Genomic DNA, 23,457 nt, shown 5'->3' on the forward strand with positions numbered 1-23,457 from the left:
TGTTAAAAAAATAACTTTAAATATTTTTTTAGATTATAATAATAAATTTTAGTCAATAAAATATTAGTTTTATCGAGTTTAGTGTCTGTTATTAATGTATTTTGTCCAAAAATCAGTAAAATTAAATTTGACAAATTAAAAAAAAAGAAGTATTTAATATTATAAAATAATTTAAAACGTTTTAAATTTTGAAAAAACTTTTAGGAGGATGAATAATGAAAAAAATTAAGTTTGGAATGGTAGGTCTTGGAAGACTTGGAATTCAACATGCTGAAAACATTGCTTTTAAAATTCCTGAAGCAGAATTAACTGCTATTTGTGCAATTGAAGAGGAAAGAGTGGAAGAAGTTAAAACAAAATGGGGTATTCCATATGGATATACTGATTTTGATGAGATGATTAAAAACAATGAATTAGATGCTGTGTTTCTATGTTCACCATCACATCTGCACTGTGACCAGATTGAAAAAGCATTAGAGGCAGGGCTGCATGTTTTTTCTGAAAAGCCTCTGGGGACGACATTGGAAGAGTGTAAAAGAGCAGAAAAAGCCATTGAAAACCATCCAGATAAAATATTTATGCTGGGATTCATGAGACGTTATGATCCTTCATATGTATATGCTAAAAAGATGATAGACCAGGGGAAAATAGGGAAACCATTTTTATTTAGAGGGTACAGCCAAGATCCAGAATCTGCAATAGCTGGAGCAATTGCCTATGCAGGCCATTCAGGAGGACAATTCATTGATATGGCAGTACACGATATAGATCTTTCCAGATGGCTTTTGAATTCTGAACCCATCCAAACATGGGGAATAGGTGGCTGTTATAAACATGATGAATTTGGAAAACATAAAGACGGGGATAATGTATCTGCACTTTTAAAATTTAAAAATGATGCAATGGCATTTATTTTTGCTGGAAGAACGGCTCCTCATGGATATAATGTTGAAACTGAAATTATTGGAACGGAAGGAATATTAAGGATTGCCAATGTACCTCAGAAAAATTTAGTGGAAGTTTTGGACCCTAGTGGTGTAAGAAAAGAATGTTCTCAGGATTTTTTGGAAAGGTTTGAAGTTGCATATGTAGATGAATTAAAAGAATTTGTAGACTGTATTATAAATAAAAGAAAACCAGAGGTAACTGTATATGACGGGACAAGAACTACAATTGTAGCCTATGCCTGCAAGGAGTCATTTGAGACAGGGAAACTTATTGATATTCAAGAAAATTAATAGTATAGATGTTGGATAGAAATTTTGTTATTGTAACTTCATAATTTTAACTTAGGAGGAAAATTAATGAAAAAATTATTAATGATAATAGGGTTAGTTTTGACGATGGGATTATTCCAGGGGTGCGGAGAATCATCCAAAGAGGAAGCTAAGAACACAGACAATGAAAAACCAACAGTTGCTTACGTTATCAATAATTTAAATGACACATTCCAGACCTTTATATTAGATGCTGCAGAAGCCTATGCAAAAGAAAATGATGTTAATTTTATTATAGAAAATGCAAAAGAAGATGTTATTAAACAACAGGATTTAGTAAATTCACTTATAGAAAGAGACGTAGACGCTATAATCGTGGTTCCTACCGACACAAGTGCTATGGGACCTATTACCGATGCTGCCATGGATGCCAAAATTCCACTGTGTTATGTAAATAGAAATCCATATGCAGGAAAAGAAGATAAAATGCCTGAAAATGTTTATTATGTGGGGGCCAATGAAATTACAGGTGGACAAATGCAGATGGATTTTATAGGAAAAGAGATAAACGGTAAGGGAAATATTGCAATTCTTATGGGGATTTTAGGAAATGAAGGTGCCCTAAAAAGAACTCTTGGTGTAAAAGAAGTAATAAAAGAAAAATATCCTAATGTTAAAGTTCTTGCAGAAGAAACTGGGTTATGGCAAAGAGATAAAGGGTTAGCAATTGCTGAAAACTGGATTACAACATATGGAGATGATCTTTCTGCAATTATTTCAAATAATGATGAAATGGCATTGGGTGCAATTCAAGCTTTAAAAAATAATGGTTTACTTGAATATGTTGAGGTTATTGGATTAGATGCTACACCTGATGCTCTTAATTCCGTAGAAAAAGGAGAACTTAGTGCTACGGTATTTCAAGATGCTAAAGGTCAGGGAGCAACAGCAGCCAAAAATGTTATTGATGTTATCAAAGGAAAAACAGTTGAAAATAAAATAACTTATATTCCATTTAAACTTATTACAAAAGAAAATTTAAATGATTTTAAGTAAAAAATATTATTTGAAAGAATGTTAACTTAAAACAATATTTTAAGTTAACATTCTTTGAATTTTAAATAGGATAAGGAGTGATGTAGTGGAGGTTAATGAATATATTTTAGAGATGGATAAGATAGTTAAGAAATTTCCAGGTGTAATGGCATTGAAAGGGGTTAATTTAAAAGTTAAAGCTGGAGAAATTCATGCTCTGATGGGAGAAAATGGTGCCGGAAAATCAACTATTATGAAGTGCATAATAGGGATACACAGACAGACATCGGGAGAGATTATTTTTAACGGTAAAAAAATGAAAAAATATGATACAGAAACGGCATTAAAATTAGGAATTTCAATGATACATCAGGAATTAAGTCCAATATTATACAGGTCTGTTATGGAAAATATATGGCTTGGCAGGGAACCCAAGAATAAACTGGGATTAATAGATCATAAAGCTATGTATAAAAAGACTGTAGAAGTATTGAAGATGATAAATCTAGACATAAATCCTAAAACTTTGATGAAAGACTTAAGTATTGCAAAAATACAAATGATAGAAATAGCAAAAGCAATCTCATATGATGCCAAGTTAATTATAATGGATGAACCTACTTCGGCACTTACAGACAGAGAAATAGACCAGTTATTTAAAATAATATTTAAATTAAAATCTGAGGGAAGAAGCATAATATATACCTCCCATAAATTAGATGAGATATTTAAAATAGCGGATACAATTACTGTTTTTCGTGACGGGGATTATATAGGTAGTAAACCTAGCAAAGATATGTCCATGGATGAAATGATCAAGATGATGGTAGGCCGTGATGTAGATGACTTATTTCCTAAAACACCCAGTGAAATATCCGGAGTAAAATTAGAAGTGAAAAGTTTAAGTGACGGAAATCATTTTAAAAATATTTCTTTTAACTTAAAAAAAGGAGAAATCTTAGGTTTTGCCGGGTTGATCGGTGCCGGTAGAACAGAAGTCATGGAAGCTCTGTTTGGTGTTCGTTCTATTATTAATGGAGAGGTTTTAATTGACAATGAAAAAATAAAAATTGATTCCTCATCTGCAGCCGTTAAGAATAAAATGGCCTTATTGACAGAGGACAGGAGGGAAACGGGTATCTTCCCGATGTTGTCGATAAAAGACAATATGACTATAGTCAATATAGATAAATATATAAACCCCAACAAGTTAATAAACTATAAAAAAATGAAAGAAGATGGGGAAAAATATATATCTGCATTGGGAATAAAAACACCAAGTTTAAATCATAAAATTGGAAATTTAAGCGGAGGAAACCAGCAAAAGGTATTGATAGCAAGATGGCTTTTAACAGATCCGGATATACTTATTTTGGATGAACCTACAAGGGGAATAGATGTAGGGGCAAAATCTGAAATTCACAGATTAATATCAAAATTAGCCTGTGAAGGGAAAAGTGTAATAATGATTTCTTCGGAACTGCCTGAAATTTTGGGGATGGCTGACCGTGTGGTAGTGATGCATGAGGGGAAAATTACAGGTATTCTTGATAATGATGGCGAATTGACCCAGGAAGAACTCATGGAATATGCAACCAATAAAAAAAATGATTATAGAAATATAACAAATAAAGAAAAACTAAAATTGACATTAATATAATTAAGGAGGCTAAAAGATGGCAGTAGAAACTGTTATAAAAAATGAAAAAAAATCTTTACTGAATGAAAATACAAATGAATTACTAAAAAAATACGGAATAGTTTTGATTCTTATGGGGATGATATTAGTTTTATCTATTTTAAGACCTAATTTTCTGTCCGTTAGAAATATATTTAATTTAATAACCCAGTCTTCTATCTACGGGATATTGGCATTGGGAATGCTTCTTGTAATTGTTTCTAAGGGAATAGACCTTTCTGTAGGATCGGTTCTTGCATTTGCTGGAGTTGTAGCAGGTAGTTTAGGACAGACGATGGATGCCTTTGACAGGATGTTTCCGGGATTACCGGAACTGCCGATAATAGTGCCGATAATAGTAGCCTTATTATTGGGAGCCTTATGCGGAGCCATAAATGGCGGTTTGATAGCTTATACTGGGGTGCCGGCTTTTATCGCGACATTGGGAATGTATACTGCAGCAAGGGGAGCAGCACTTATGTATACAAGCGGAAAACCCATAAGCAGTATCAATGACTCGATAACATTTTTTGGATCCAGGATATTCAATGTTATTCCTGTTCCGGTTATTATCTATGGAATTATGATAATTATTACATTTATTATTATGAATTATTCAAAATTTGGAAAAAGTGTTTATGCAATTGGCGGGAATATAAATGCAGCCAAAATATCAGGAATAAAGGTTAAGAGAAATACAGTAATTATCTATGCATATGCCGGATTAATGGCCGGCCTGTGTGCAATAATCTTTATGGGAAGAACAGGAGGAAGTATTCAGCCGGCAGCAGCAACTGGAATCGAACTTACAGCAATAGCAGCAGCAACAATAGGAGGAACCAGCCATTCCGGAGGGATAGGAACTGTATGGGGTGTTGTAATAGGAGCATTAATATTAGGGGTGATGGCAAATGGATTTACTCTTTTAGGAATTAATGCATTTATACAGCAAATTGTAGAGGGGTTTATTATAGTTGCAGCAGTTGTATTTGATATGAGAAAGAATAAAATTAAATCTTAAATTAAAAGAAAAATTATAAAATTAAAAAGGAGAAACTAATTATGCTTGAGCATCAAAGTAATAATGAACTTAAATATGGATATAATTCGATATCAAAAGATGACGGGAAAAATAGATCAATGCTTATGGATTTTGGTATATATAAGATGAAAGCTGGAGAAAAAGTAGAACTTTACGATCGTGATAAGGAGATGGCTATAATTTTATTTGAAGGAAAAATTAAGTTTTTATGGGAAGGAAAAGACCTTGTTGCTGAAAGGGAAAATGTTTTTGATTGTGGACCTTATACACTGCATGTTTCAAATGATAAGAAGGTAATTATAGAATTTATGAAAGATGGGGAAATAGGGGTTCAAAAAACCATAAATCATAATTTATTTGATTCTAAATTATATACACCGGAAGACTGCAAAGATAATATTTTTGGGGACGGGGTAATGGATGGAACTGCAAGGAGACTTGTAAGAGATATTTTTAAATATGAAAATGCTCCTTATTCAAATATGGTTTTAGGAGAAGTAATAACATATCCTGGAAAATGGTCAAGTTACCCTCCTCATAGTCATGCCCAGCCGGAGATTTACTTTTATAAATTTACAAAGCCTCAGGGTTTTGGAGGAGCTTTTGTAGGAGAAAATGTATATAAGATACAAAATAACTCGGCTTTAATGATAAATGGTGGTTTTACACATCCTCAAACATCAGCCCCGGGATATGGGATGTATTATTGTTGGATGATCAGACATTTAGATGGGAATCCTTGGACAAAGCGAGTTGATGACGATGCACATACGTGGCTGCATGATAAGGAGAATAAAATTTGGCCTGAAAAATAAAATATTAGGTTAAAATATCAAATCTAAATAGGAAGGGTAAATATGAATACAATTAAATTAACAACAGCTCAAGCTCTTGTTAAATTTTTAGATAATCAATATGTTGAATTTGATGGGAAAGAGAGTAAATTTATAGAAGGAATTTTTACAATCTTCGGCCATGGTAATGTTCTTGGACTAGGACAGGCCTTAGAAGAAAAAAATCACAGTTTAAAAGTTTATCAGGGAAGGAATGAGCAGGGAATGGCTCATGCAGCAACTGCCTTTGCAAAACAAAAAAAGAGAAAAAAAATAATGGTCTGCACTAGTTCTGTAGGACCGGGAGCTGCAAATATGGTGACAGCTGCAGCAACTGCATCTGCAAACAGGATACCATTACTTTTGCTGCCTGGAGATGTATTTGCAACTAGACAGCCAGATCCGGTATTACAGCAAATTGAACAATTCCATGATTTAACGATATCAACAAATGATGCTTTTAAACCCGTGTCTAAATACTGGGACAGAGTCAGCAGACCGGAACAGCTTATGACAGCTCTATTAAATGCCATGAGAGTGTTAACGGACCCTGTCAATACAGGAGCCGTGACAATAGCACTGCCTCAAGATGTACAGGGAGAAAATTATGAGTATCCACTGGAGTTTTTTAAAAAAAGAATTCACAGGATGGAAAGAACTCTTCCTACAGATTCAATGATAAAGGAGGCTGTTGAAGCTATTACCTCAGCTAAAAAACCTATGTTAATCTGTGGAGGAGGAGTTAAATATTCCGAGGCAGAAGAAACTTTTAGAGAGTTCAGTGAGATGTTTAATATTCCATTTGGTGAAACTCAAGCTGGAAAAGGAGCTGTTTCCTCATGTCATAATCTGAATCTGGGAGGGATGGGAACAACTGGGAATTTGGCAGCTAACAGGATAGCCAGAGATGCAGATCTTGTAATAGGTGTCGGGACCAGATACACTGATTTTACAACTGCCTCTAAATGGATCTTCCAAAATCCACATGTAAAGTTTTTAAATATTAATATTGCAAATTTTGATTCACATAAATTAGATGGGATTAAAATTACTGCTGATGCAGAGAAAACGTTAAAAAAGCTGGGTAAAGGGTTAAAAGACAGCTATAGATCAGAATATAAAAATGAAGTTAGAGATGTCAAAGAACTTTGGGAAAAAGAGTGGAATAGATTAGTGGATATAACTTATGGTGAAAACTTTATTCCGGAAGTAAGAGGTTTAGATCATGTATTGGAAGAATTTAAAAAAAATACTGATTCATCTTTAACCCAGACTAATGTTTTAGGAATATTAAATAAAAATTTAGAGAACTCTATAATTGTAGGAGCTGCCGGAAGTTTACCTGGGGACCTACAGAGAATTTGGAAAAGCAGAGGTGAAAATGACTATCATGTAGAATACGGGTATTCTTGTATGGGGTATGAAATTAGTGGAGCTCTGGGAGTTAAAATAGCTGAACCGACTAAAGAGGTATATGCCCTGGTTGGAGATGGATCATATCAGATGCTGCACTCGGAATTGGTTACTTCTATTCAAGAAAGACAAAAGATAAACATAATCTTAATGGATAATATGGCATTTGGTTGTATAAATAATCTTCAAATGGGAAATGGGATGGGAAGTTTTGGAACTGAATTTAGGTATAGAAATGCAGAAACAGGAAACTTAGACGGGGAACTGATCCCTATTGATTTTGCTATGAATGCAAGATCTTATGGATGCAAGACATATAATGTTAAAAATGAGAAGGAGTTAATAGAGGCACTGGAAGACAGTAAAAAGCAGAGAGTATCGACATTAATAGATGTAAAAGTACTACCTAAAACTATGACAGATGGATATGACTCATGGTGGCATGTGGGAAATGCTTCGGTATCTGATAATGAAAAAATAAATAAGGCATATGAAGCATCAAAGCAGGAAAAGAAAAAAATAAAAAAATATTAATGGAGGAGTAAAATGGATTCTAAAAAAGTAAAATTAGGAATTGCACCAATCGCTTGGACAAATGATGACCTACCTGAACTAGGGAGTGAAAATACTTTCGAGCAGTGTGTATCTGAAATGGCATTAGCTGGATTTACTGGAAGTGAGGTAGGAAATAAATATCCTAAAGATACTGATCTTTTAAAAGAAAAGTTAAATATTAGAGGAATTCAAATTTGTAATGCATGGTTTAGTACCTTCTTTGCTGTAGGAAAAGAAGGGGAAACTATTGCCGAATTTATTAAACATAGAGATTTTTTACATACTATGGGTGCTAAAGTTATAGGGTGTTCCGAGCAGTCACACAGTATTCAGGGACTGGATAAATCGATATTCAATGAAAAGCCTGTTTTTACAGGTGAAGAATGGGGCAGAGTGGCTGTTGGATACAATAAATTAGCTAAATTAGCTGAAGAAAAAGGGATGAAAGTGTCGCTGCATCACCATATGGGGACAGGCATTCAGACTCCGGAAGAAGTGGATAAATTCATGGAAACAACAAACAGTAATGTTTATTTATTATTTGATTCAGGCCATATGTACTATTCTGAAGGAACTCAATCTTCAGTTGAAAACGTTTTAAATAAATATATAGATAGAATTGCTCATGTTCATTTGAAAGATGTGAGAGAAAATATATTAGGAGAAGTTAAAGAAAACAACCTTTCTTTTTTAACAGGGGTAAAAAAAGGGGCATTTACTATTCCCGGGGATGGAATAATTAATTTTGATCCTATATTCAAAACATTAAAAGATGCTGATTATACCGGTTGGATGGTAGTAGAAGCAGAACAGGATCCTGCACTTGCTAACCCATTTGAATATGCTGTAAGAGCTAGAAAATTTATTGCTGAAAAAACAGGTCTTTAATAAAGGGAGGAATCAAAAAAATGTTAAAATTAGGAATTATAGGAGCCGGAAGAATCGGGCAGGTACATGCAACAAGTATCACCAACAATGTAAAAAATGCCACTGTTCATATGATTGCAGATCCATTTATGAATGAAGATAAAATAAAATGGATCAATGAACTTGGAATAGAAAATATAACTACTGATTATAAAGAAATATTGGAAAATAAAGATATCGATGCTGTTTTAATCTGTTCTTCAACAGATACTCATTCATCTATATCAATAGAGGCAGCAAGAGCTAACAAACATATCTTCTGTGAAAAACCAATAGACCATGATTTAAGAAAGATCCAGATGGTTTTAGATGAAGTGGAAAAATCCGGGGTAAAATATCAGGTTGGGTTTAATAGAAGGTTTGATAATAATTTCAAGGCTATAAAAGATGCTGTTACAGAAGGAAAAATTGGGACACCTCATATCATAAAGGTAACTTCCAGAGATCCTGAAGCTCCAGGAATTGACTATGTTAAGGTATCTGGTGGAATGTTTTTGGATATGACTATCCATGACTTTGATATGGTCAGATATTTGTCTAGAAGTGAAGTAGAAGAAGTCTATGCTGTTGGAGGAGTACTTGTAAATCCTGAGATTGGAGAAGCCGGTGATATAGATACAGCCATTATAACATTAAAATTAAAAAATGGAGCTCTAGGTGTAATTGATAACTCCAGAGAGGCAGCTTATGGATATGACCAGAGAGCAGAGGTGTTCGGATCACTTGGTTCGGTATCTATCTCAAATGACAGTGGATCAAAGGCAGTTATCTCTACAAAAGATGGTATTATATCGGAAAAACCACTTTATTTCTTCCTGGAGAGATATATGCAATCATTTGGTGAAGAAGTAAATCAATTTGTAGAGGCAATAGTTAACGATAAAGATGTACCTGTTAATGCGAACGACGGATTACAACCTGTATTAATTGGGTTAGCGGCAAAAAAATCTTTAGAAGAAAAGAGACCTGTGAAGATCTCTGAAATACTTTAGGAGGAAAAGATGAAATATAATGAAATTAAAAATTATTTAAATGGTAAGTTTGTGTCAGGAATGGGAGAAAAATATGATGTATATGCTCCTATCAATGGAGAAATTATTGGTGAGTTTAAAGCAGCTACTAAAACTCAATTGGACGAAGTCGTAGCTAAAGCTAAAGTTGCTCAAGAAGCTTGGGCAGGTTTAACTGCAAAATCGAGATCTAAGGTTATTTATAAATATAGAGAATTACTTATGAAATATAGGGAAGAATTATCAGTAGTTAACTGTGAAGAAAATGGGAAATCGATGGAAGAGGCCTATGCCGGTGTAGATAAAGCTATTGAATTAACAGAATTTGCTTGTTCTATTCCACAATTAATTTCTGGGAAAACCCAGGATGTCAGCAGAGGAGTCAACTGTAAGGAAGAGAGAAGACCCCTAGGAGTTGTAGCATCTATCACTCCGTTTAACTTCCCGGTAATGGTTCCCCATTGGACTGTTCCAAATGCAATAGCTCTAGGAAATGCAATAATCTTAAAGCCATCGGAGCTAACACCTATTTCAGCAATGAAAATGGCAGAACTCTGGGAGGAGGCAGGATTACCTGAAGGGATATTCAATGTAGTTAACGGTGGAAAAGAGATTGTTGAAGGGATTTGTGACAATCAAGATATCGTAGCTGTATCATTTGTGGGATCAACTCCTGTAGCTGAAATCGTTCATAAAAGAGGATCGGCTAACTCCAAGAGGGTTTTAGCGTTGGGTGGAGCAAAAAATCATATTGTAGTAATGCCGGATGCTAATAAAGATGCAGGTAGTAGAGATATTATTTCATCTGCCTTTGGAATGTCCGGGCAGAGGTGTATGGCCGTATCTGTAATGATTGGTGTTGGAAGTATAGACGATGTATATGAAGAAGTTATTACTAAGGCTAAAAATATGGTTCCCGGAGTAGATCTTCCTCCGGTTATCTCAGAGGCTGCTATAAAAAAAATAGAGGACTACTTAAATTACGCCGAGGAAAATGGAGCTGAAATTATAGTTGATGGAAGAACAGTTAAAGGAGATAGGGGATATTTTATAGGGCCATCTATTATTGACTGGGGTAACAGTAAAAAAATGAGCAGCGAAGAGATCTTCGGACCTGTTTTGGAGATTAGAAGCGCTAATACAATCGCTGAAGCTGCATCTATTCAAAATGAGTCACCATATGGAAATGCTGCTGCAATCTTTACTCAGAATGGTAGATTTGTAGATGAAGCTATAAGAGAGTTCCAGGCAGGAATGTTAGGGGTTAATATCGGAGTGCCTGTTCCAAGAGAACCATTTTCATTTGGAGGGATCAAAGATTCTAAATTTGGATATGGGGATATCACAGGAGTTTCTTCCATAGATTTTTGGACAAATTTAATAAAAATAACTACAAAGTGGAATCCAGAGCATAAAGTAGACTGGATGAGCTAATAAAAAATGGAGACAACTATATAAAATTTAATAAAAAAATAACTGTAAAATGGAATCCAAAATATTAAATGGATTCCATTGAGGGGGAGAACATGGAAAAAATATACAGAGGACCGCTTCATGAGATGGCACTTACTACTAAAACAGATTATTGGAATGATTCTTGTTCTATAAATGAATTGTCCTATGCCATTGAAAATGGTGCTGTAGGAGCGACTACGAATCCTGTGATAGTTAAAAATGTATTGAAAGCAGAACTTGAAAATTATGAAGATCAGATAAAAGATCTCATTGTGAAAAACCCAGAGGCAACAGAAGATGAGATCGCCTGGGAACTCATTGAAAATATGGCCGTAGAGGGAGCAAAACTCCTAAAACCTATTTTTGATCCTGAAACAGGAAGGGGTAGGATCTCCATCCAGACAAATACTAAATATTATAGAAATTCGGAACTTCTTACAGAACAGGCTGTTCACTTCAGCAATCTTTCTGAAAATATGCAGGTGAAAATCCCGGCTACAAGTGCAGGAATAAGAGCCTTTGAAGAAGCTACCTATAGAGGGGTAAGCATCAATGCTACGGTTAGTTTTACCGTTCCACAGGCTATAGCTGTAGCAAAAGCGGTAGAAAGAGGTCTTAAGAGAAGGGAGAAAGAGGGCTTAGATAACAGTCACATAAATCCTGTATGCACTATCATGGTTGGAAGGGTAGATGACTGGCTAAAAGATGTAGCCAATAGAGATCATATAATCACAAACCCAGAATATCTTGAATGGGCAGGAGTAGCAGTTATGAAAAATGCCTATAATATATTCCAGGAGAGGGGATATAAAACTAAGCTCCTGGTGGCAGCTTACAGAAATCACCATCAGTGGTCTCAGTTTATTGGAGGAGATATACTGGAGACTATCCCGTACAAATGGCAGAAGAGATTCAACGGTTCAAATATAGAGGTGAAGGATAGAATAGGTGATTCAGTAGCACCTGAGATAATAGATGAGCTTCTCTATAAGTTTGATGATTTCAAGAAGGCTTATCTTGCAGAGGGAATGGAAGAAAAAGAGTTTGATAACTATGGAGCAGTGACTAAAACTTTAATTCAATTCAGTGAAGGATATGATGAACTGGTTTCAATCATTAGAGGATATATGCTTATAGTTAGATAAAAAACTGGAGGAAATTATGTTAAAATTTAATCAAAACAGACCTATGGATATTATTCCTATTGGAAGAGTTGCAATAGATTTTAATCCTACAGATATTCATAAACCGTTGGAGGAGAGTAAAAATTTTAATAAGTATGTTGGAGGATCACCTGCAAATATAGCAGTAGGTCTTTCAAGACTTGGCAAAAAAGTAGGATTTATCGGAAAAGTTTCAGATGATAGTTTTGGAAAGTTTGTTACCGATTATTTCGAAGAAAATAATATAGATACAACAGAGGTAGCAACTTGTAAAAATGGTGAATCTCTTGGACTTACATTTACTGAAATAAAAAGTCCAACTGAAAGTTCTATACTGATGTATAGAAACGGTATTGCGGATCTTATGCTGGAATCCAATGAAATTTCAGAAGAGTATATTAAAAATGCTAAAGCAATTGTTGTATCTGGAACAGCTTTGTCGGCCAGCCCGTCAAGAGAAGCCTGTTTTACAGCGGTAGAATACGCTAAAAAACATGGAACTATTGTGATATTTGATGTGGATTATAGGAGCTATACCTGGAAATCTAAGGAGGAAGTGGCAATCTATTATTCATTGATAGGAAGATTAAGCGACCTGATAATAGGTTCTAAGGAAGAATTTGAATTGATGGAAGGAATTGCTAACTTTGAAGATAAAAGTGATATAGCAATTGCCAATAGATGGTTAGCTTATGAAAATAAAATTGTTGTTATAAAACATGGAAAAGAAGGATCCGTTGCCTACACTGAAAATTTATCTTATAAGATTAAACCATTTCCAGTAAAACTGCTTAAATCCTTTGGCGGAGGAGATGCTTATGCATCTGCATTTATCTATGGGTTGATGGAGGGCTGGGATATTATCGATGCACTGGAATTTGGAAGTGCTTCGGCAGCTATGCTAGTAGCAAGTCACAGTTGTTCAGAAGATATGCCGACTGTAAATGAAATCCAAAAGTTTATAGCTCTTAAAAAAGCTGAATTTGGAGAAATGGTTGCCAGAGGATAGGAGGAAATATGCTAGTTACCTTAAAAGAAATAATAAATGAATTAGGTGAAAATCAAGCGGTTCCAGCCTTTAATGTATATGGATATGAAGATGCCAAGGTTGTATTAGATGCGGCATCTTCACTGAGGGCTCCAGCCGTTTTGATGACAAATAGGGATGCTGTTATGCATATGGGTTCGAGAAATTTATGCAATTTACTTAAATCTATCAGTGAAGATTACTCTATTCCAATCTGCATTCACTTAGATCATGCAAAATCTATGGGAGAGATAGAAGAAGCCATAAAATCAGGTTATACATCTGTTATGTATGACGGCTCCTCCTTACCTTTAGAGAAAAATATATCAAATACTTTAGATGTTATTGACTTTGCTAAAAATTATAATGTAAGTGTAGAAGCTGAGATAGGATCAGTAGGGTACAGTGATCCCAATATGGGTTCTAAGGGTAAATATACTGAACTTTTGGAAGCTAAAGAATTTTATGACAAAACAAAAGTAGATTTCTTGGCAGTAGCAGTAGGGACTCTTCATAGGATGACCGGCCAGGAAGCTATTATTAACTATGAACTTTTAACTGATATAGAAAAAGAATTAGATGTTCCCCTTGTGATTCATGGATCTACTGGAGTCAAAGATCATGATTTAACTAAGTTGTCTCATACAGGTGTAAAAAAAGTTAATATAGGTACTGCTGTAAGAATGACATTTGGAAACAGTTTAAAATCTCAATTTGAAACAGATGAATTTGACAGAATAAAATTATTTAAAAAACCTATGAAAGATATAGAGAGAGTTATTTTAAAAAAATATAGATTATTGGGATTTTAAAGAAAAGTGCCGCAGATGCGGCACTTTTTTATTGTCTGGGAAACTATAAAAATATTAGATGAATTAGTGCGTATAAATATTGATAATGCTTAACTGGATGCAACATCACGTTGCTTTTTTATTATCTCAAATTTTAAAATTAAGGATTAGTTTCCAAAACTTTTCTGTGGTTTCCCATCATAACTATAGAAATATTTTCCAATCAGAAAAAATATTAAAAATACAGTAGCTATGTAGATCAGGTAGTTATAAAATAAAATACCCATAGTTCCCAAGGCAATGAGAGGAATCAGGTACCCTCCCGGTAAGACTAAAGAGCCTCTAATACCCCGTTTTTTAAATATGATGACAGCTACACATGTAAGCAGGTATTGGGAAATCCTTGAAATTACAGAAAATGAAGCTAAGGTGTTAAAATTTCCAATAAGAATTATAAGTAATGAAAGACCTCCTGTAAGGATGATAGCAGCACCGGGAGTACCATATTTATTTTTTCTGGAAAGAAATTCCGGCATGGTATTTTTCTCAGATAGTGCTACGATAGATCTCGGACTTGTAAACGAGGATGCAATATTGATACCAATAATAGACATTATTATCCCTGATGAAAAAAAACTTCCCCCAAGAGGTCCTAATAGAAGATAGGCTGCATGGAATATAGGATATGAATCCGGATCTATATTTTTTCCTAAAATTCCCAGTATAGAAAATATCAGAATCAGATAAAGTATTGTTATGCCAATCATTACAGCAATAATACCCTTTGGCAGGTTCTTAAGAGGTGTTTTCATATCTCTAGCCGCTACTGCAATTGATTCAAAGCCTGTAAATGCATAGAACAGGATCAAAATTGGATCCTGGATACCTGTTATTAATCCTCCGGGCTCCCTTGTTATAAGGAGAAGGTTACTTTTTCCCATATATTTAATCCCAATAAAAACAAATAAGAGAATTGGGACCATCTTTCCCAGGGAAACAATATTATTTAAACTCTTTGTTAACTCTACTCCTAAAAAGTTGATATAGGAGAGTATGATAATAAGAAGTCCTGCAAGAATCTTTTCAATATAAGGGATATGACCTATATCTAAAAAAGCTACTAAAAGGTCTGCAAAGGCAACAGCCATAGTTGCCCAGGCAAGAAGAGAGATAACCCACTTCATAAAGCCAACCTGAAAACCCATAAACTCTCCCATGGCTTCCCTTACATATATGTATGGACCCCCATAACCCTCAAAAATTCCAGAGGCTTCTGCAAAACAAAGGGAGATAGAAAGAACAGTAGCAATAACAATCAGTGTAGGGAAGACCCCCCTTTCATTTAAAGCTATATAAAAACTTCCAGGGAGGAGGAAGATCCCTGACCCAAGAATAGTATTTATTCCAAGTAAGATAATACTCCAAAAACCTAATTTATTTGTCATGTTCTGTCCCCCTGATATAAAAATTGATATTTATAATATTTTAAATAGTATACCATCTGTATCTGTAATTTAAAAGAGGGGTTCTCTTTTAGAAGACCCCTCTATCTGAATATTTTTTCTAATTATCTGTAGTGAGGTTACTTAACTAAAAATGTGAAGATATCTTCCATCTCGTTATTCCCCTCAGCAAACATCATCTCAGGATGCCACTGGATACCTAAGATCTTGTTTTTTCCATTGGATTCATAGGCTTCAATTATCTTATCAGAAGAAGATACTGCTGAAGCTACAAGTCCTGTTCCTAATTTGTTGATACACTGATGGTGTACAGAGTTTACTTTTTGTTTTTCCCCAATAAGAGTATAGAGGGTAGAACTCTTCTCAACATCAACAAGATGGATAGGTTCATGGTGATTTGATCTCTGTACATGTTGTATACTGGTCTCACCGTAATATTTGATATCCTGGTGCAGTGAACCACCGAAATATACATTCATGATCTGCATTCCTCTGCATATTCCTAAAATAGGGATATTTTTCTCTAGTGCAGCCTCGATAAGCATGAAATCAAAAGCGTCTCTCTGAGCAAAAGGAACTTCGGTTTCCTTTGTAGGTTCCACCCCATATAGGAAAGGATTTACATCGATACCCCCTGTCATAATTAGAGCATCGATCTTATCGATATATACCCTGGCAACTTCTTTTTTATCAGTTATTGGTAAAATTAACGGTACAGCACCGATCTTTTCAATACATGTAGAATAGTGGTCGAAAACATAATCTCTGTTAAAACCATCTAAAAATTTTTTATTTCCTGAAATACCGATTACCTTCATCTATTGGACACCTCCCAGGGCTTCCTTTCTCTCTACCTTTTCCATTCTCTCCTTAGAGAACTTATAGAATGGAGCTACAACTACCAATCCTCCTAAACCATAAACAATTTTATGAGGAGTAGCTATCCCTGCTTTGATTAATAGGATTACACTGACAACTAAAGCAATAACAGGAATAATTGGTCCAAATGGGATTGTAAATCCGTCATGTTTTATTCCCTTTTCCTTATCTCTTTTTCTAAAGATCAAAACAGCAGCACAAGTAGGAATATACTGGATAAATCTAACAATAACACCGATAGATGCAAGAACAGTAAAACTTCCACTCATTGCTAATACCATAGTTCCTATCATAGATGCCAGAACTGCGTTATAGTGAACCCCTTTACTGTTGGTTTTTAAAAAGAATTCAGGAACAAGACCAGTTTCAGCTAAAGCTACTCCGGATTTTGTAGAAGTATAAGAACCGGCCATATTTATACCTATTATTGATACTAATATACCTGTCATGATAAATGATTTTCCAGCACTTCCTAAAAGAACGCCGGCTGCATCTGCAACAGGAGCTTTACTAAGAGCAAGAGATGGTCCCAGTACTTTCATACATATTAATAGGATTGCGATATAAACAGTTGATACAATTAACATTACTACAACGATAGCCTTAGGAAGATTTTTCTGAGGATTGATCATATCTCCAGCTGCGATACCGATAGCTTCAAAACCTGTAAAAGCAAAGAAAAATAATATAGCTGCTTCTACTAAGGTATTTCCATTAGGTGCAGTTACTGCAACAGTTTCAGTTAAAGTTGTTGTATCAACCTTACCAAACATGAAGATTCCTGCAAAGATAAATAAAAATAATGGAATTAGTTTTCCCAAAGTAACTATATTATTAACTATTTTAGAAGATTTAACTCCCATTAAGTTAATTACACTCCAGAAAAGAATACTAAAGATTGCAATAGCCATTCTGCCAAATGGAGTATCAAACATCGGGAAAACCAGAGCAAGTCTGTTTCCTAAAAATACTGCAAATGTAGCCCAGCCAATAATTCCCATAAGCCATTTCATAAGACCTACTTCGTAACCAAAAAATGTTCCAAAGGCTTCCTTAGCATAGATATAAGGACCTCCATTTACTTTAAAACGACCAGCTGCTTCTGCGAAACACAGAGCAATAGAGATAACTAATAGTGCGTCAAAAATAATAACTCCTACACTGGCTTCACCGATCATAGCATAAGCTTTGTTGGGTAAACCAAAAATTCCCGTACCAATTATACAGTTGATACCTAAAAGTACAATACTCCAAAATCCTAACTTTCCTTTCATACATTACCTCCCTAATATATTATGTGATAACTTTTAAAAAATATTGATAAATTTCATATCAATACGATTTTTTTAAGAACTTTAAGTTCAAAATAAGTATAATATTAAGTTGTTAACATCTTGTTAATTTTTGATTTTATTTTTTAAAAAAGATATAATGCTTTTGAGGAGGAAGAAATGAAAAGAATAATTATGTTTTTATATATAATAATATGTATGTCAGCTGTTGGAATAGAATCCTCACTGAATATGGAAAAAAGTGGGAAGATCCTCCCAAAATTTCATGGGCTGGAAGCTTATTTTGAAAGGATACTTTATCTTCAGCCTGCAATAGAGGAGATCTATCTCTTAGGTTTTAAAGGGTCAGAGGTTGATAGTTTGAAGAAACATTTTGAAGATATAGAGTTCTCAAATTTTTCCATGGAAAAAAATAAAGGAGAATCTGGAGGGGAAAGAGCACTAGTTGTTAAAGACAGAGAGGAAACCTCGGATCTAGAGAAACTGAATTATCCAATTTACGGATATAGGTATGCTCCTAGAGATGAGTTTACTATGGTGCTGTATCCTGATGGAAAAAAGAGCGGCTTACCTATGAGGGAAAAGTTGTTTTTTAACTACCCCAAGGCAAAAGAATATAAACTAAACTACTTTCTTTTAGAGGGAGGGTACTCCTTCTATAATATGGATGGACATTTCTTTGTGATAGACAAGAGGAATCTGAATAAGATAATAATTTCCTTCCATCTGACAATAATAGTTTCCTTTATTATGTTTTACCTGATAATAAGCAGACGAAAGCTGGTAAAGGAACTTATAGAAACAAGACTCAAGGCAGAGGAGGCTAGTTTGGAAAAGGGCCGATTTCTGGCAAATATGTCCCATGAGATAAGAACGCCTCTCAGCGGAATAATAGGCACGGTGGAAACTCTTAAAGATATTCCCATGGACAGGAAGATCGGTGAAAAATTAAGAGTTATAGGCGGAGCATCCCATCATTTATTGGAGATCATAAATGATATCCTTGATTTTTCTAAAATTGAAGCAAATAAAATAGAAATTCACAGAAATCAGTTTTCTCTTAGGGAAACACTGGCCGAGGTACTTCAGATATTTGAGAGTATAATAAACAGGAGAAACTTAAGACTTGTCTGTATCTGTGCAAAAGATACCCCCCACTTTGTAGTGGGAGACAGGCTGGCACTGAGGAAAATCCTCATAAACCTCATTGGAAATGCAGTTAAGTTTACCCATGAGGGAGAAATTACTATCTGTGTTAAAATAGATGAATCCAAAGATATTTATTTTAAAGTAACAGATACTGGAATAGGGATCCCCCAAGAGATGGTAGAGAAGATAACTGAGGATTTTATCCAGGGACAGCAGGGAAACTTAAGGGAATATGAGGGAACGGGGCTGGGACTGGCAATAACCTCGAGATTTTTATCTTTAATGGGATCAAAACTTATGGTAGAAAGTACTGTGGGTGTAGGGAGTAGTTTTTATTTTAAACTGTCCCTTCCTAAAGGGAAAGATCGATTAGAGACTAGCACCGAAGGTTTTATTTTATATACAGCTTCTAAAGAGATAAAAGAAATTTTTCAGCAATTTGGAGATGACTACAGCTGCCCTTATATAATTGTATCCGATGAAGAGGCATTTATGGATATGTCTGAGGATGGAGAGGTAATTCTGGACTATCCCCATATCTTTATAGGGGAAGATCTGTACCACTCTGAAAAACATGGTTTAAATTGTACAGTGGTATCTGATTCTCCTGTGGAACTAAAAAAAGTATCTGTTATCTGTATGAATCCATTGTTTAACTGGAAGATCTATAGAAGTATGGAGAAGGTAATACCGAAAGAGACAGAGATCAAAACAAGAGATATCAAAGCCTTGATTGTAGATGACAGCACTTTAAACCTAAATGTATTAAAGGATCTATTGGAAAAGAATGGAATAGTAGTTATCTCTGCTTCTAGAGGTTCAAAAGCTCTGGAATTATTGACAGATGATATTGATATTGTGTTTACAGATATACAGATGCCTGGGATGGATGGATATGAACTGGCTGAGAGGATAAAAAAGATAGATATGAAACTACCGGTGGTGGCAATAACTGCAAATGCATTTTTAGAGGATAGAATAAAAGCCCTTAAGGGATCGCTAGATGCCTATGTGACCAAACCTTTTCAGAGAGATGATCTGATAGAGGCCATTGAAAATCTTATACCTCACCTAAAGGTTGAAAGGTTAGTCGATGAATTGGGCAGTGAAGGGATAATAGCTGATTGTTTAAAGGAGATACCGGAAGGGATCTTCCAACTGAAAAAAGCACTGGAAGAGAAATCCTGTGGTAAAATAAAATATTATGCCCATAAACTCAAGGGGGAGTTTTCATATCTGAAAGAGGATAAAATAAGAATTCTTCTGGAAGAAATTGAGAGAGATTCAGAAAACTTTGAGCAAAAAATTAAATATTTAGAGAATATAGAGGTCAGGTGGAATAGTTTAAGGGAGAGAATAGAAAAAGGGGATAGTATATGAGGATATTAATTGTAGAAGACAGTCTGATAACAAGAAATCATTTAGAAAAAACTTTAAAGGAAGAGGGCTTTGATGTGAGCACAGCTTCATCTGGGGAAGCAGCCTTACACATAATAGTAAGTATGAGTCCGGAGGTGATACTTTTGGATCTTTACCTGCCGGGGATAGATGGGCTGGAGGTCTGTGAAAAGATAAGAAATAATCCAAAAGTTTATGGGGCTCCCCATATAATAATGCTCACAGGAAAGACTGAACAGCAGGATATAGTAGATGGTTTTACAAAGGGGGCAGATGACTATGTGAAGAAGCCATTTAATATACACGAGGTAACCTTGAGGATAAGAGCTGTGGAACGAAAAAATAGTGCCGCGATAGAGGTTCTCCAGATAGGAGATATTTTTATCAACCTCTCAGCCAAAAGTGTGAGGGAGGGTGGACAAGAGATCAAGCTATCTAAAACCGAGTATAATCTCCTTGTTTTTTTAGCAAAAAACAGGGGAGTGGCTCTTTCTAGAAGAAATATCTATGAGAGGGTATGGGAGGATGAATTTATTCAGGGTAATAGAATTATAGATGTGTATATAAGAAAACTTAAAAATAAGCTTTCTACCTTTGATAATCACATTGAATCTCTTCAGGGAAGGGGATATATTTTGAGAGAAAGGTCGTAAACTTCTTTCTTATTTTGTGGGTTATTAGGAGTGATAGCGACTATTCTTCATTTTTTCTTAAAAGAAAAAAATACAGTACCTCATAAGGTAAGTGACATGGGGGTTTTTAGAGTAATTATATTTAAAAAATAAAATTTTAATTGTAAGGGCAGATAGGTTATCCTATCTGCCTTTCTTATATTTTTTTAAAAGCTATAAATTTAAAATATATTTCTTGACAATTCATGTTTTTATCCATATAATGTTTTTAAGTTAAAATACTTTGACTTACAAATCTTTTGAAAATGAAAAGGAGGACAAGATGAAAGTAAGAATTTATTATGGAAGTACAATAGGTGATACGGAATCAATAGCTCAGATCTTGGGAGGGAAGTTAGAAGCAGAAGTTGTGCCTATATCTCAGGGAATAAAAAATATTGACTGTTTAGATTTAATTTTGTTTGGATCTTCTACTTGGGGATATGGTGAACTTCAGGATGACTGGGGTGACAAGATCGATCTTTTAAAAGATGTAAATTTATCGGGGAAAAAAATAGGTGTTTTCGGAACCGGTGATCAGGAATCATACGGAGATACATTCTGTGATGCCCTGGGTATTATAGGTAAAGCGGCCAGAGATGCCGGGGGGGAAATAATCGGTATGACTTCAAGGGGAAGCTATAGTTTTTCTGACAGTAAAGCCCTGGAAAACGATAAATTAATAGGTCTGGCACTGGATATAAATAATCAGGATGATCTTACATCTTCTAGGATTGAAGAGTGGGTCGATCAATTAAAAAAAGAGATATAGATAAAAAAAACTCCTAATTTATGAATTAGGAGTTTTTTATTGTTTTATTTTTATAAGAAATTTTCCCCCGGTCTGGAAGCACTATCATCAAAATTTTCTACATTTACCGGAACCTTATAAAACTCAACTTTAAATTCAACCCTGCCATCTAAAATAACATGGTGGTATCTTTCGGGTTCGATAACTATCGAATGGTTCTTATCTGCTACTAATATTTTTTTAAGTTCATCGTCATGGACATATTTAAGGCTGCCATCAATAACAACAATTTTTGCCCATTTTCCTTTGGGAGTCATGTGCTTATTTAATATTTCAGGAAAAACATTTTTTTCATTCATAATAGGCGTTTCACCTATCTTACTTGTATTTTTTGGAAGTTTTAATTTTGAAAACATATAGATCACCTCTTTTATTTATATTTTACCTTCTTAACTTAAGAATATTTTATCAGGATTTCAATATATTTTCTGTAACACATGTTACATTTTTTATAAATTTTTGCCCTTATTTTTCCATAATAATCTCACTGAGTTCAACTTTAAAATCTTCCCCCTTAATATTATTCACATGAACACTCTGCCCTAAAAAAGTAGAACGTTCATTGGGTTTTAAGTTATAAAAATTCATCCTCCCCACAATATGGTATGGGGTATTTTTATCTTTAAACATAACAGTAACTTCTGCCTTTATAATTTTTTTGTCTGTATTATTTTTAATGATCCCCTCAAAATATTTTCTTCCTCCAATTTTTTCACTTAGTTTAACGTTTAAAAGTGAGACCTTATCAAGGGTAAAGTTATACCTCTGATGGCTGAAGGGGTTAAATGAGGCAAATGAGATAAAAGATAAAATAAAAAATAAAAAAACAATTTTTTTCATATATTTACTCCTTTTTAAAAATAATATTATTACACCTTTCATATACTGAGGAAGTGATCAATTCCTCCAAAAAATTAAATTTAATTATTCAAAAAGAGGAAAAAATTTTTCATGATTTTTGTGATTTATTTTGAAGGTTGTTTAAAATCTTTGCTGGATAATATTTTTATTTTTCCGTGCCAATGGATCCAAGGAATCCATCTTTAAAATAAAGTTATAATCAGCGATAGCCCCGTTGTAATAATTCAACTTCTCTTTTATTATTGCCCGGCTATGGTATGCTTCTAAATATTCAGGGTTCAGTCTTATGGCTGCATTATAATCCTTCATTGCACCCTGATAATCTCCTGATTTAAACTTTAGATTTCCCCTGTTAAAATAACTAATTGGATTCTCCGGGTTACGTTTAACAGCTTTATCACAATTTCTGAGTAATCTAGTCTCCTCTTTTACTTTTTTACCTAAACAATTATTTTGAATAATTTTTTTTTTAAGAATCTTAAGCATACTACCCCCTAAAGAAACTTTGGTAACTGGCTGTCATATCCATTGCAGGACTCAGACCCTATAGTTTTGCGTCACAAAGTTTCCCTTGTTTTGCCCTTTTCAAAATTATTTTTTTAATACATTATGTTCATATTATAACAAAAAAAATAAAAAAAGACATTGTTTATTAAAAAAATTTCCTGTGGAATCAGATTTCCTAAATGAAAAAAGAAGAAATTTTAATTTCAAATATAATTTTCTAAAAAAATAGAAAAGGATTTTAGCTGTTTTATGCAAATTCTTTAATATAGGGATAAATTTA

21 protein-coding genes and 1 riboswitch are annotated in these 23,457 nt (G+C 34.3%); of the genes, 15 read left to right on the forward strand and 6 right to left on the reverse strand.

Features of this window, described 5'->3' with window-relative positions; genetic code table 11:
* Positions 1–215 precede the first annotated feature (215 nt).
* The 12 genes from iolG (NRK67_01815) to NRK67_01870 all read left to right on the forward strand — a co-directional run bounded on the left by iolG (NRK67_01815) (position 216) and on the right by NRK67_01870 (position 14,167).
* Positions 216–1,238, forward strand: coding sequence for an inositol 2-dehydrogenase (gene iolG, locus NRK67_01815; GenBank protein UUV17593.1), 1,023 nt, complete (start codon positions 216–218; stop codon positions 1,236–1,238).
* A gap of 66 nt (positions 1,239–1,304) precedes the next feature.
* Complete coding sequence (locus NRK67_01820; GenBank protein UUV17594.1) at positions 1,305–2,273, forward strand: substrate-binding domain-containing protein; 969 nt, start codon at positions 1,305–1,307, stop codon at positions 2,271–2,273.
* Between the two features lie 85 nt (positions 2,274–2,358).
* Entirely contained in the window at positions 2,359–3,912 is a 1,554-nt protein-coding gene (locus tag NRK67_01825; protein ID UUV17595.1) for a sugar ABC transporter ATP-binding protein, read from the forward strand.
* A 16-nt stretch (positions 3,913–3,928) separates the two neighbouring features.
* Complete coding sequence (locus NRK67_01830; GenBank protein UUV17596.1) at positions 3,929–4,951, forward strand: ABC transporter permease; 1,023 nt, start codon at positions 3,929–3,931, stop codon at positions 4,949–4,951.
* A 41-nt stretch (positions 4,952–4,992) separates the two neighbouring features.
* Positions 4,993–5,787 carry a 5-deoxy-glucuronate isomerase gene (locus NRK67_01835; protein ID UUV17597.1) on the forward strand — a complete coding sequence of 265 codons (795 nt, stop codon included), beginning with the start codon at positions 4,993–4,995 and terminating at the stop codon, positions 5,785–5,787.
* A 42-nt stretch (positions 5,788–5,829) separates the two neighbouring features.
* The gene (gene iolD / locus NRK67_01840; protein UUV17598.1) at positions 5,830–7,752 is read left to right on the forward strand and encodes a 3D-(3,5/4)-trihydroxycyclohexane-1,2-dione acylhydrolase (decyclizing); all 1,923 of its coding nucleotides are present in this window, start codon (positions 5,830–5,832) and stop codon (positions 7,750–7,752) included.
* A gap of 12 nt (positions 7,753–7,764) precedes the next feature.
* Positions 7,765–8,661 carry a myo-inosose-2 dehydratase gene (gene iolE, locus NRK67_01845; GenBank protein UUV17599.1) on the forward strand — a complete coding sequence of 299 codons (897 nt, stop codon included), beginning with the start codon at positions 7,765–7,767 and terminating at the stop codon, positions 8,659–8,661.
* A gap of 20 nt (positions 8,662–8,681) precedes the next feature.
* Positions 8,682–9,692, forward strand: coding sequence for an inositol 2-dehydrogenase (gene iolG, locus NRK67_01850; protein UUV17600.1), 1,011 nt, complete (start codon positions 8,682–8,684; stop codon positions 9,690–9,692).
* A gap of 9 nt (positions 9,693–9,701) precedes the next feature.
* On the forward strand, positions 9,702–11,144 hold the full coding sequence (gene mmsA / locus NRK67_01855; protein ID UUV17601.1) for a CoA-acylating methylmalonate-semialdehyde dehydrogenase: 1,443 nt from the start codon (positions 9,702–9,704) through the stop codon (positions 11,142–11,144).
* 92 nt (positions 11,145–11,236) lie between these two features.
* Complete coding sequence (locus tag NRK67_01860; protein UUV17602.1) at positions 11,237–12,310, forward strand: transaldolase family protein; 1,074 nt, start codon at positions 11,237–11,239, stop codon at positions 12,308–12,310.
* A 16-nt stretch (positions 12,311–12,326) separates the two neighbouring features.
* Positions 12,327–13,337, forward strand: a complete 1,011-nt coding sequence (gene iolC, locus NRK67_01865; protein UUV17603.1) for a 5-dehydro-2-deoxygluconokinase — start codon at positions 12,327–12,329, stop codon at positions 13,335–13,337.
* A gap of 8 nt (positions 13,338–13,345) precedes the next feature.
* The gene (locus NRK67_01870; GenBank protein UUV17604.1) at positions 13,346–14,167 is read left to right on the forward strand and encodes a class II fructose-bisphosphate aldolase family protein; all 822 of its coding nucleotides are present in this window, start codon (positions 13,346–13,348) and stop codon (positions 14,165–14,167) included.
* A 146-nt stretch (positions 14,168–14,313) separates the two neighbouring features.
* Here the strand turns inward: NRK67_01870 and NRK67_01875 are convergent, their stop codons facing one another.
* From NRK67_01875 to NRK67_01885, 3 genes are all read right to left on the reverse strand, one after another.
* The gene (locus tag NRK67_01875; GenBank protein UUV17605.1) at positions 14,314–15,591 is read right to left on the reverse strand and encodes an APC family permease; all 1,278 of its coding nucleotides are present in this window, start codon (positions 15,589–15,591) and stop codon (positions 14,314–14,316) included.
* A gap of 137 nt (positions 15,592–15,728) precedes the next feature.
* Positions 15,729–16,427: a gamma-glutamyl-gamma-aminobutyrate hydrolase family protein gene (locus tag NRK67_01880; protein ID UUV17606.1), complete on the reverse strand. Its 699-nt coding sequence runs from the start codon at positions 16,425–16,427 to the stop codon at positions 15,729–15,731.
* Positions 16,428–17,762: an APC family permease gene (locus tag NRK67_01885; protein UUV17607.1), complete on the reverse strand. Its 1,335-nt coding sequence runs from the start codon at positions 17,760–17,762 to the stop codon at positions 16,428–16,430.
* A gap of 177 nt (positions 17,763–17,939) precedes the next feature.
* Here NRK67_01885 and NRK67_01890 point away from each other — a divergent pair, with 177 nt between their 5' ends.
* From NRK67_01890 to NRK67_01900, 3 genes are all read left to right on the forward strand, one after another.
* The gene (locus tag NRK67_01890; GenBank protein ID UUV17608.1) at positions 17,940–20,309 is read left to right on the forward strand and encodes a response regulator; all 2,370 of its coding nucleotides are present in this window, start codon (positions 17,940–17,942) and stop codon (positions 20,307–20,309) included.
* On the forward strand, positions 20,306–20,980 hold the full coding sequence (locus NRK67_01895) for a response regulator transcription factor (GenBank protein ID UUV17609.1): 675 nt from the start codon (positions 20,306–20,308) through the stop codon (positions 20,978–20,980). Before NRK67_01890 ends, NRK67_01895 begins: the two co-directional genes overlap by 4 nt.
* 301 nt (positions 20,981–21,281) lie before the next feature.
* Positions 21,282–21,770, forward strand: a complete 489-nt coding sequence (locus tag NRK67_01900) for a flavodoxin (protein ID UUV17610.1) — start codon at positions 21,282–21,284, stop codon at positions 21,768–21,770.
* A 50-nt stretch (positions 21,771–21,820) separates the two neighbouring features.
* Here NRK67_01900 and NRK67_01905 read toward each other — a convergent pair whose 3' ends face one another.
* The 3 genes from NRK67_01905 to NRK67_01915 form a co-directional block, all read right to left on the reverse strand.
* Positions 21,821–22,165, reverse strand: a complete 345-nt coding sequence (locus NRK67_01905) for a DUF1971 domain-containing protein (protein UUV17611.1) — start codon at positions 22,163–22,165, stop codon at positions 21,821–21,823.
* Positions 22,166–22,274: 109 nt separating this feature from the next.
* The gene (locus NRK67_01910) at positions 22,275–22,649 is read right to left on the reverse strand and encodes a hypothetical protein (protein UUV17612.1); all 375 of its coding nucleotides are present in this window, start codon (positions 22,647–22,649) and stop codon (positions 22,275–22,277) included.
* Between the two features lie 141 nt (positions 22,650–22,790).
* Complete coding sequence (locus NRK67_01915; GenBank protein UUV17613.1) at positions 22,791–23,156, reverse strand: tetratricopeptide repeat protein; 366 nt, start codon at positions 23,154–23,156, stop codon at positions 22,791–22,793.
* 18 nt (positions 23,157–23,174) lie between these two features.
* Positions 23,175–23,261: riboswitch (cyclic di-GMP riboswitch) on the reverse strand.
* Positions 23,262–23,457 lie beyond the last annotated feature (196 nt).

This window comes from Fusobacteria bacterium ZRK30, assembly GCA_024628785.1.
GTDB lineage: Bacteria > Fusobacteriota > Fusobacteriia > Fusobacteriales > Fusobacteriaceae > Psychrilyobacter.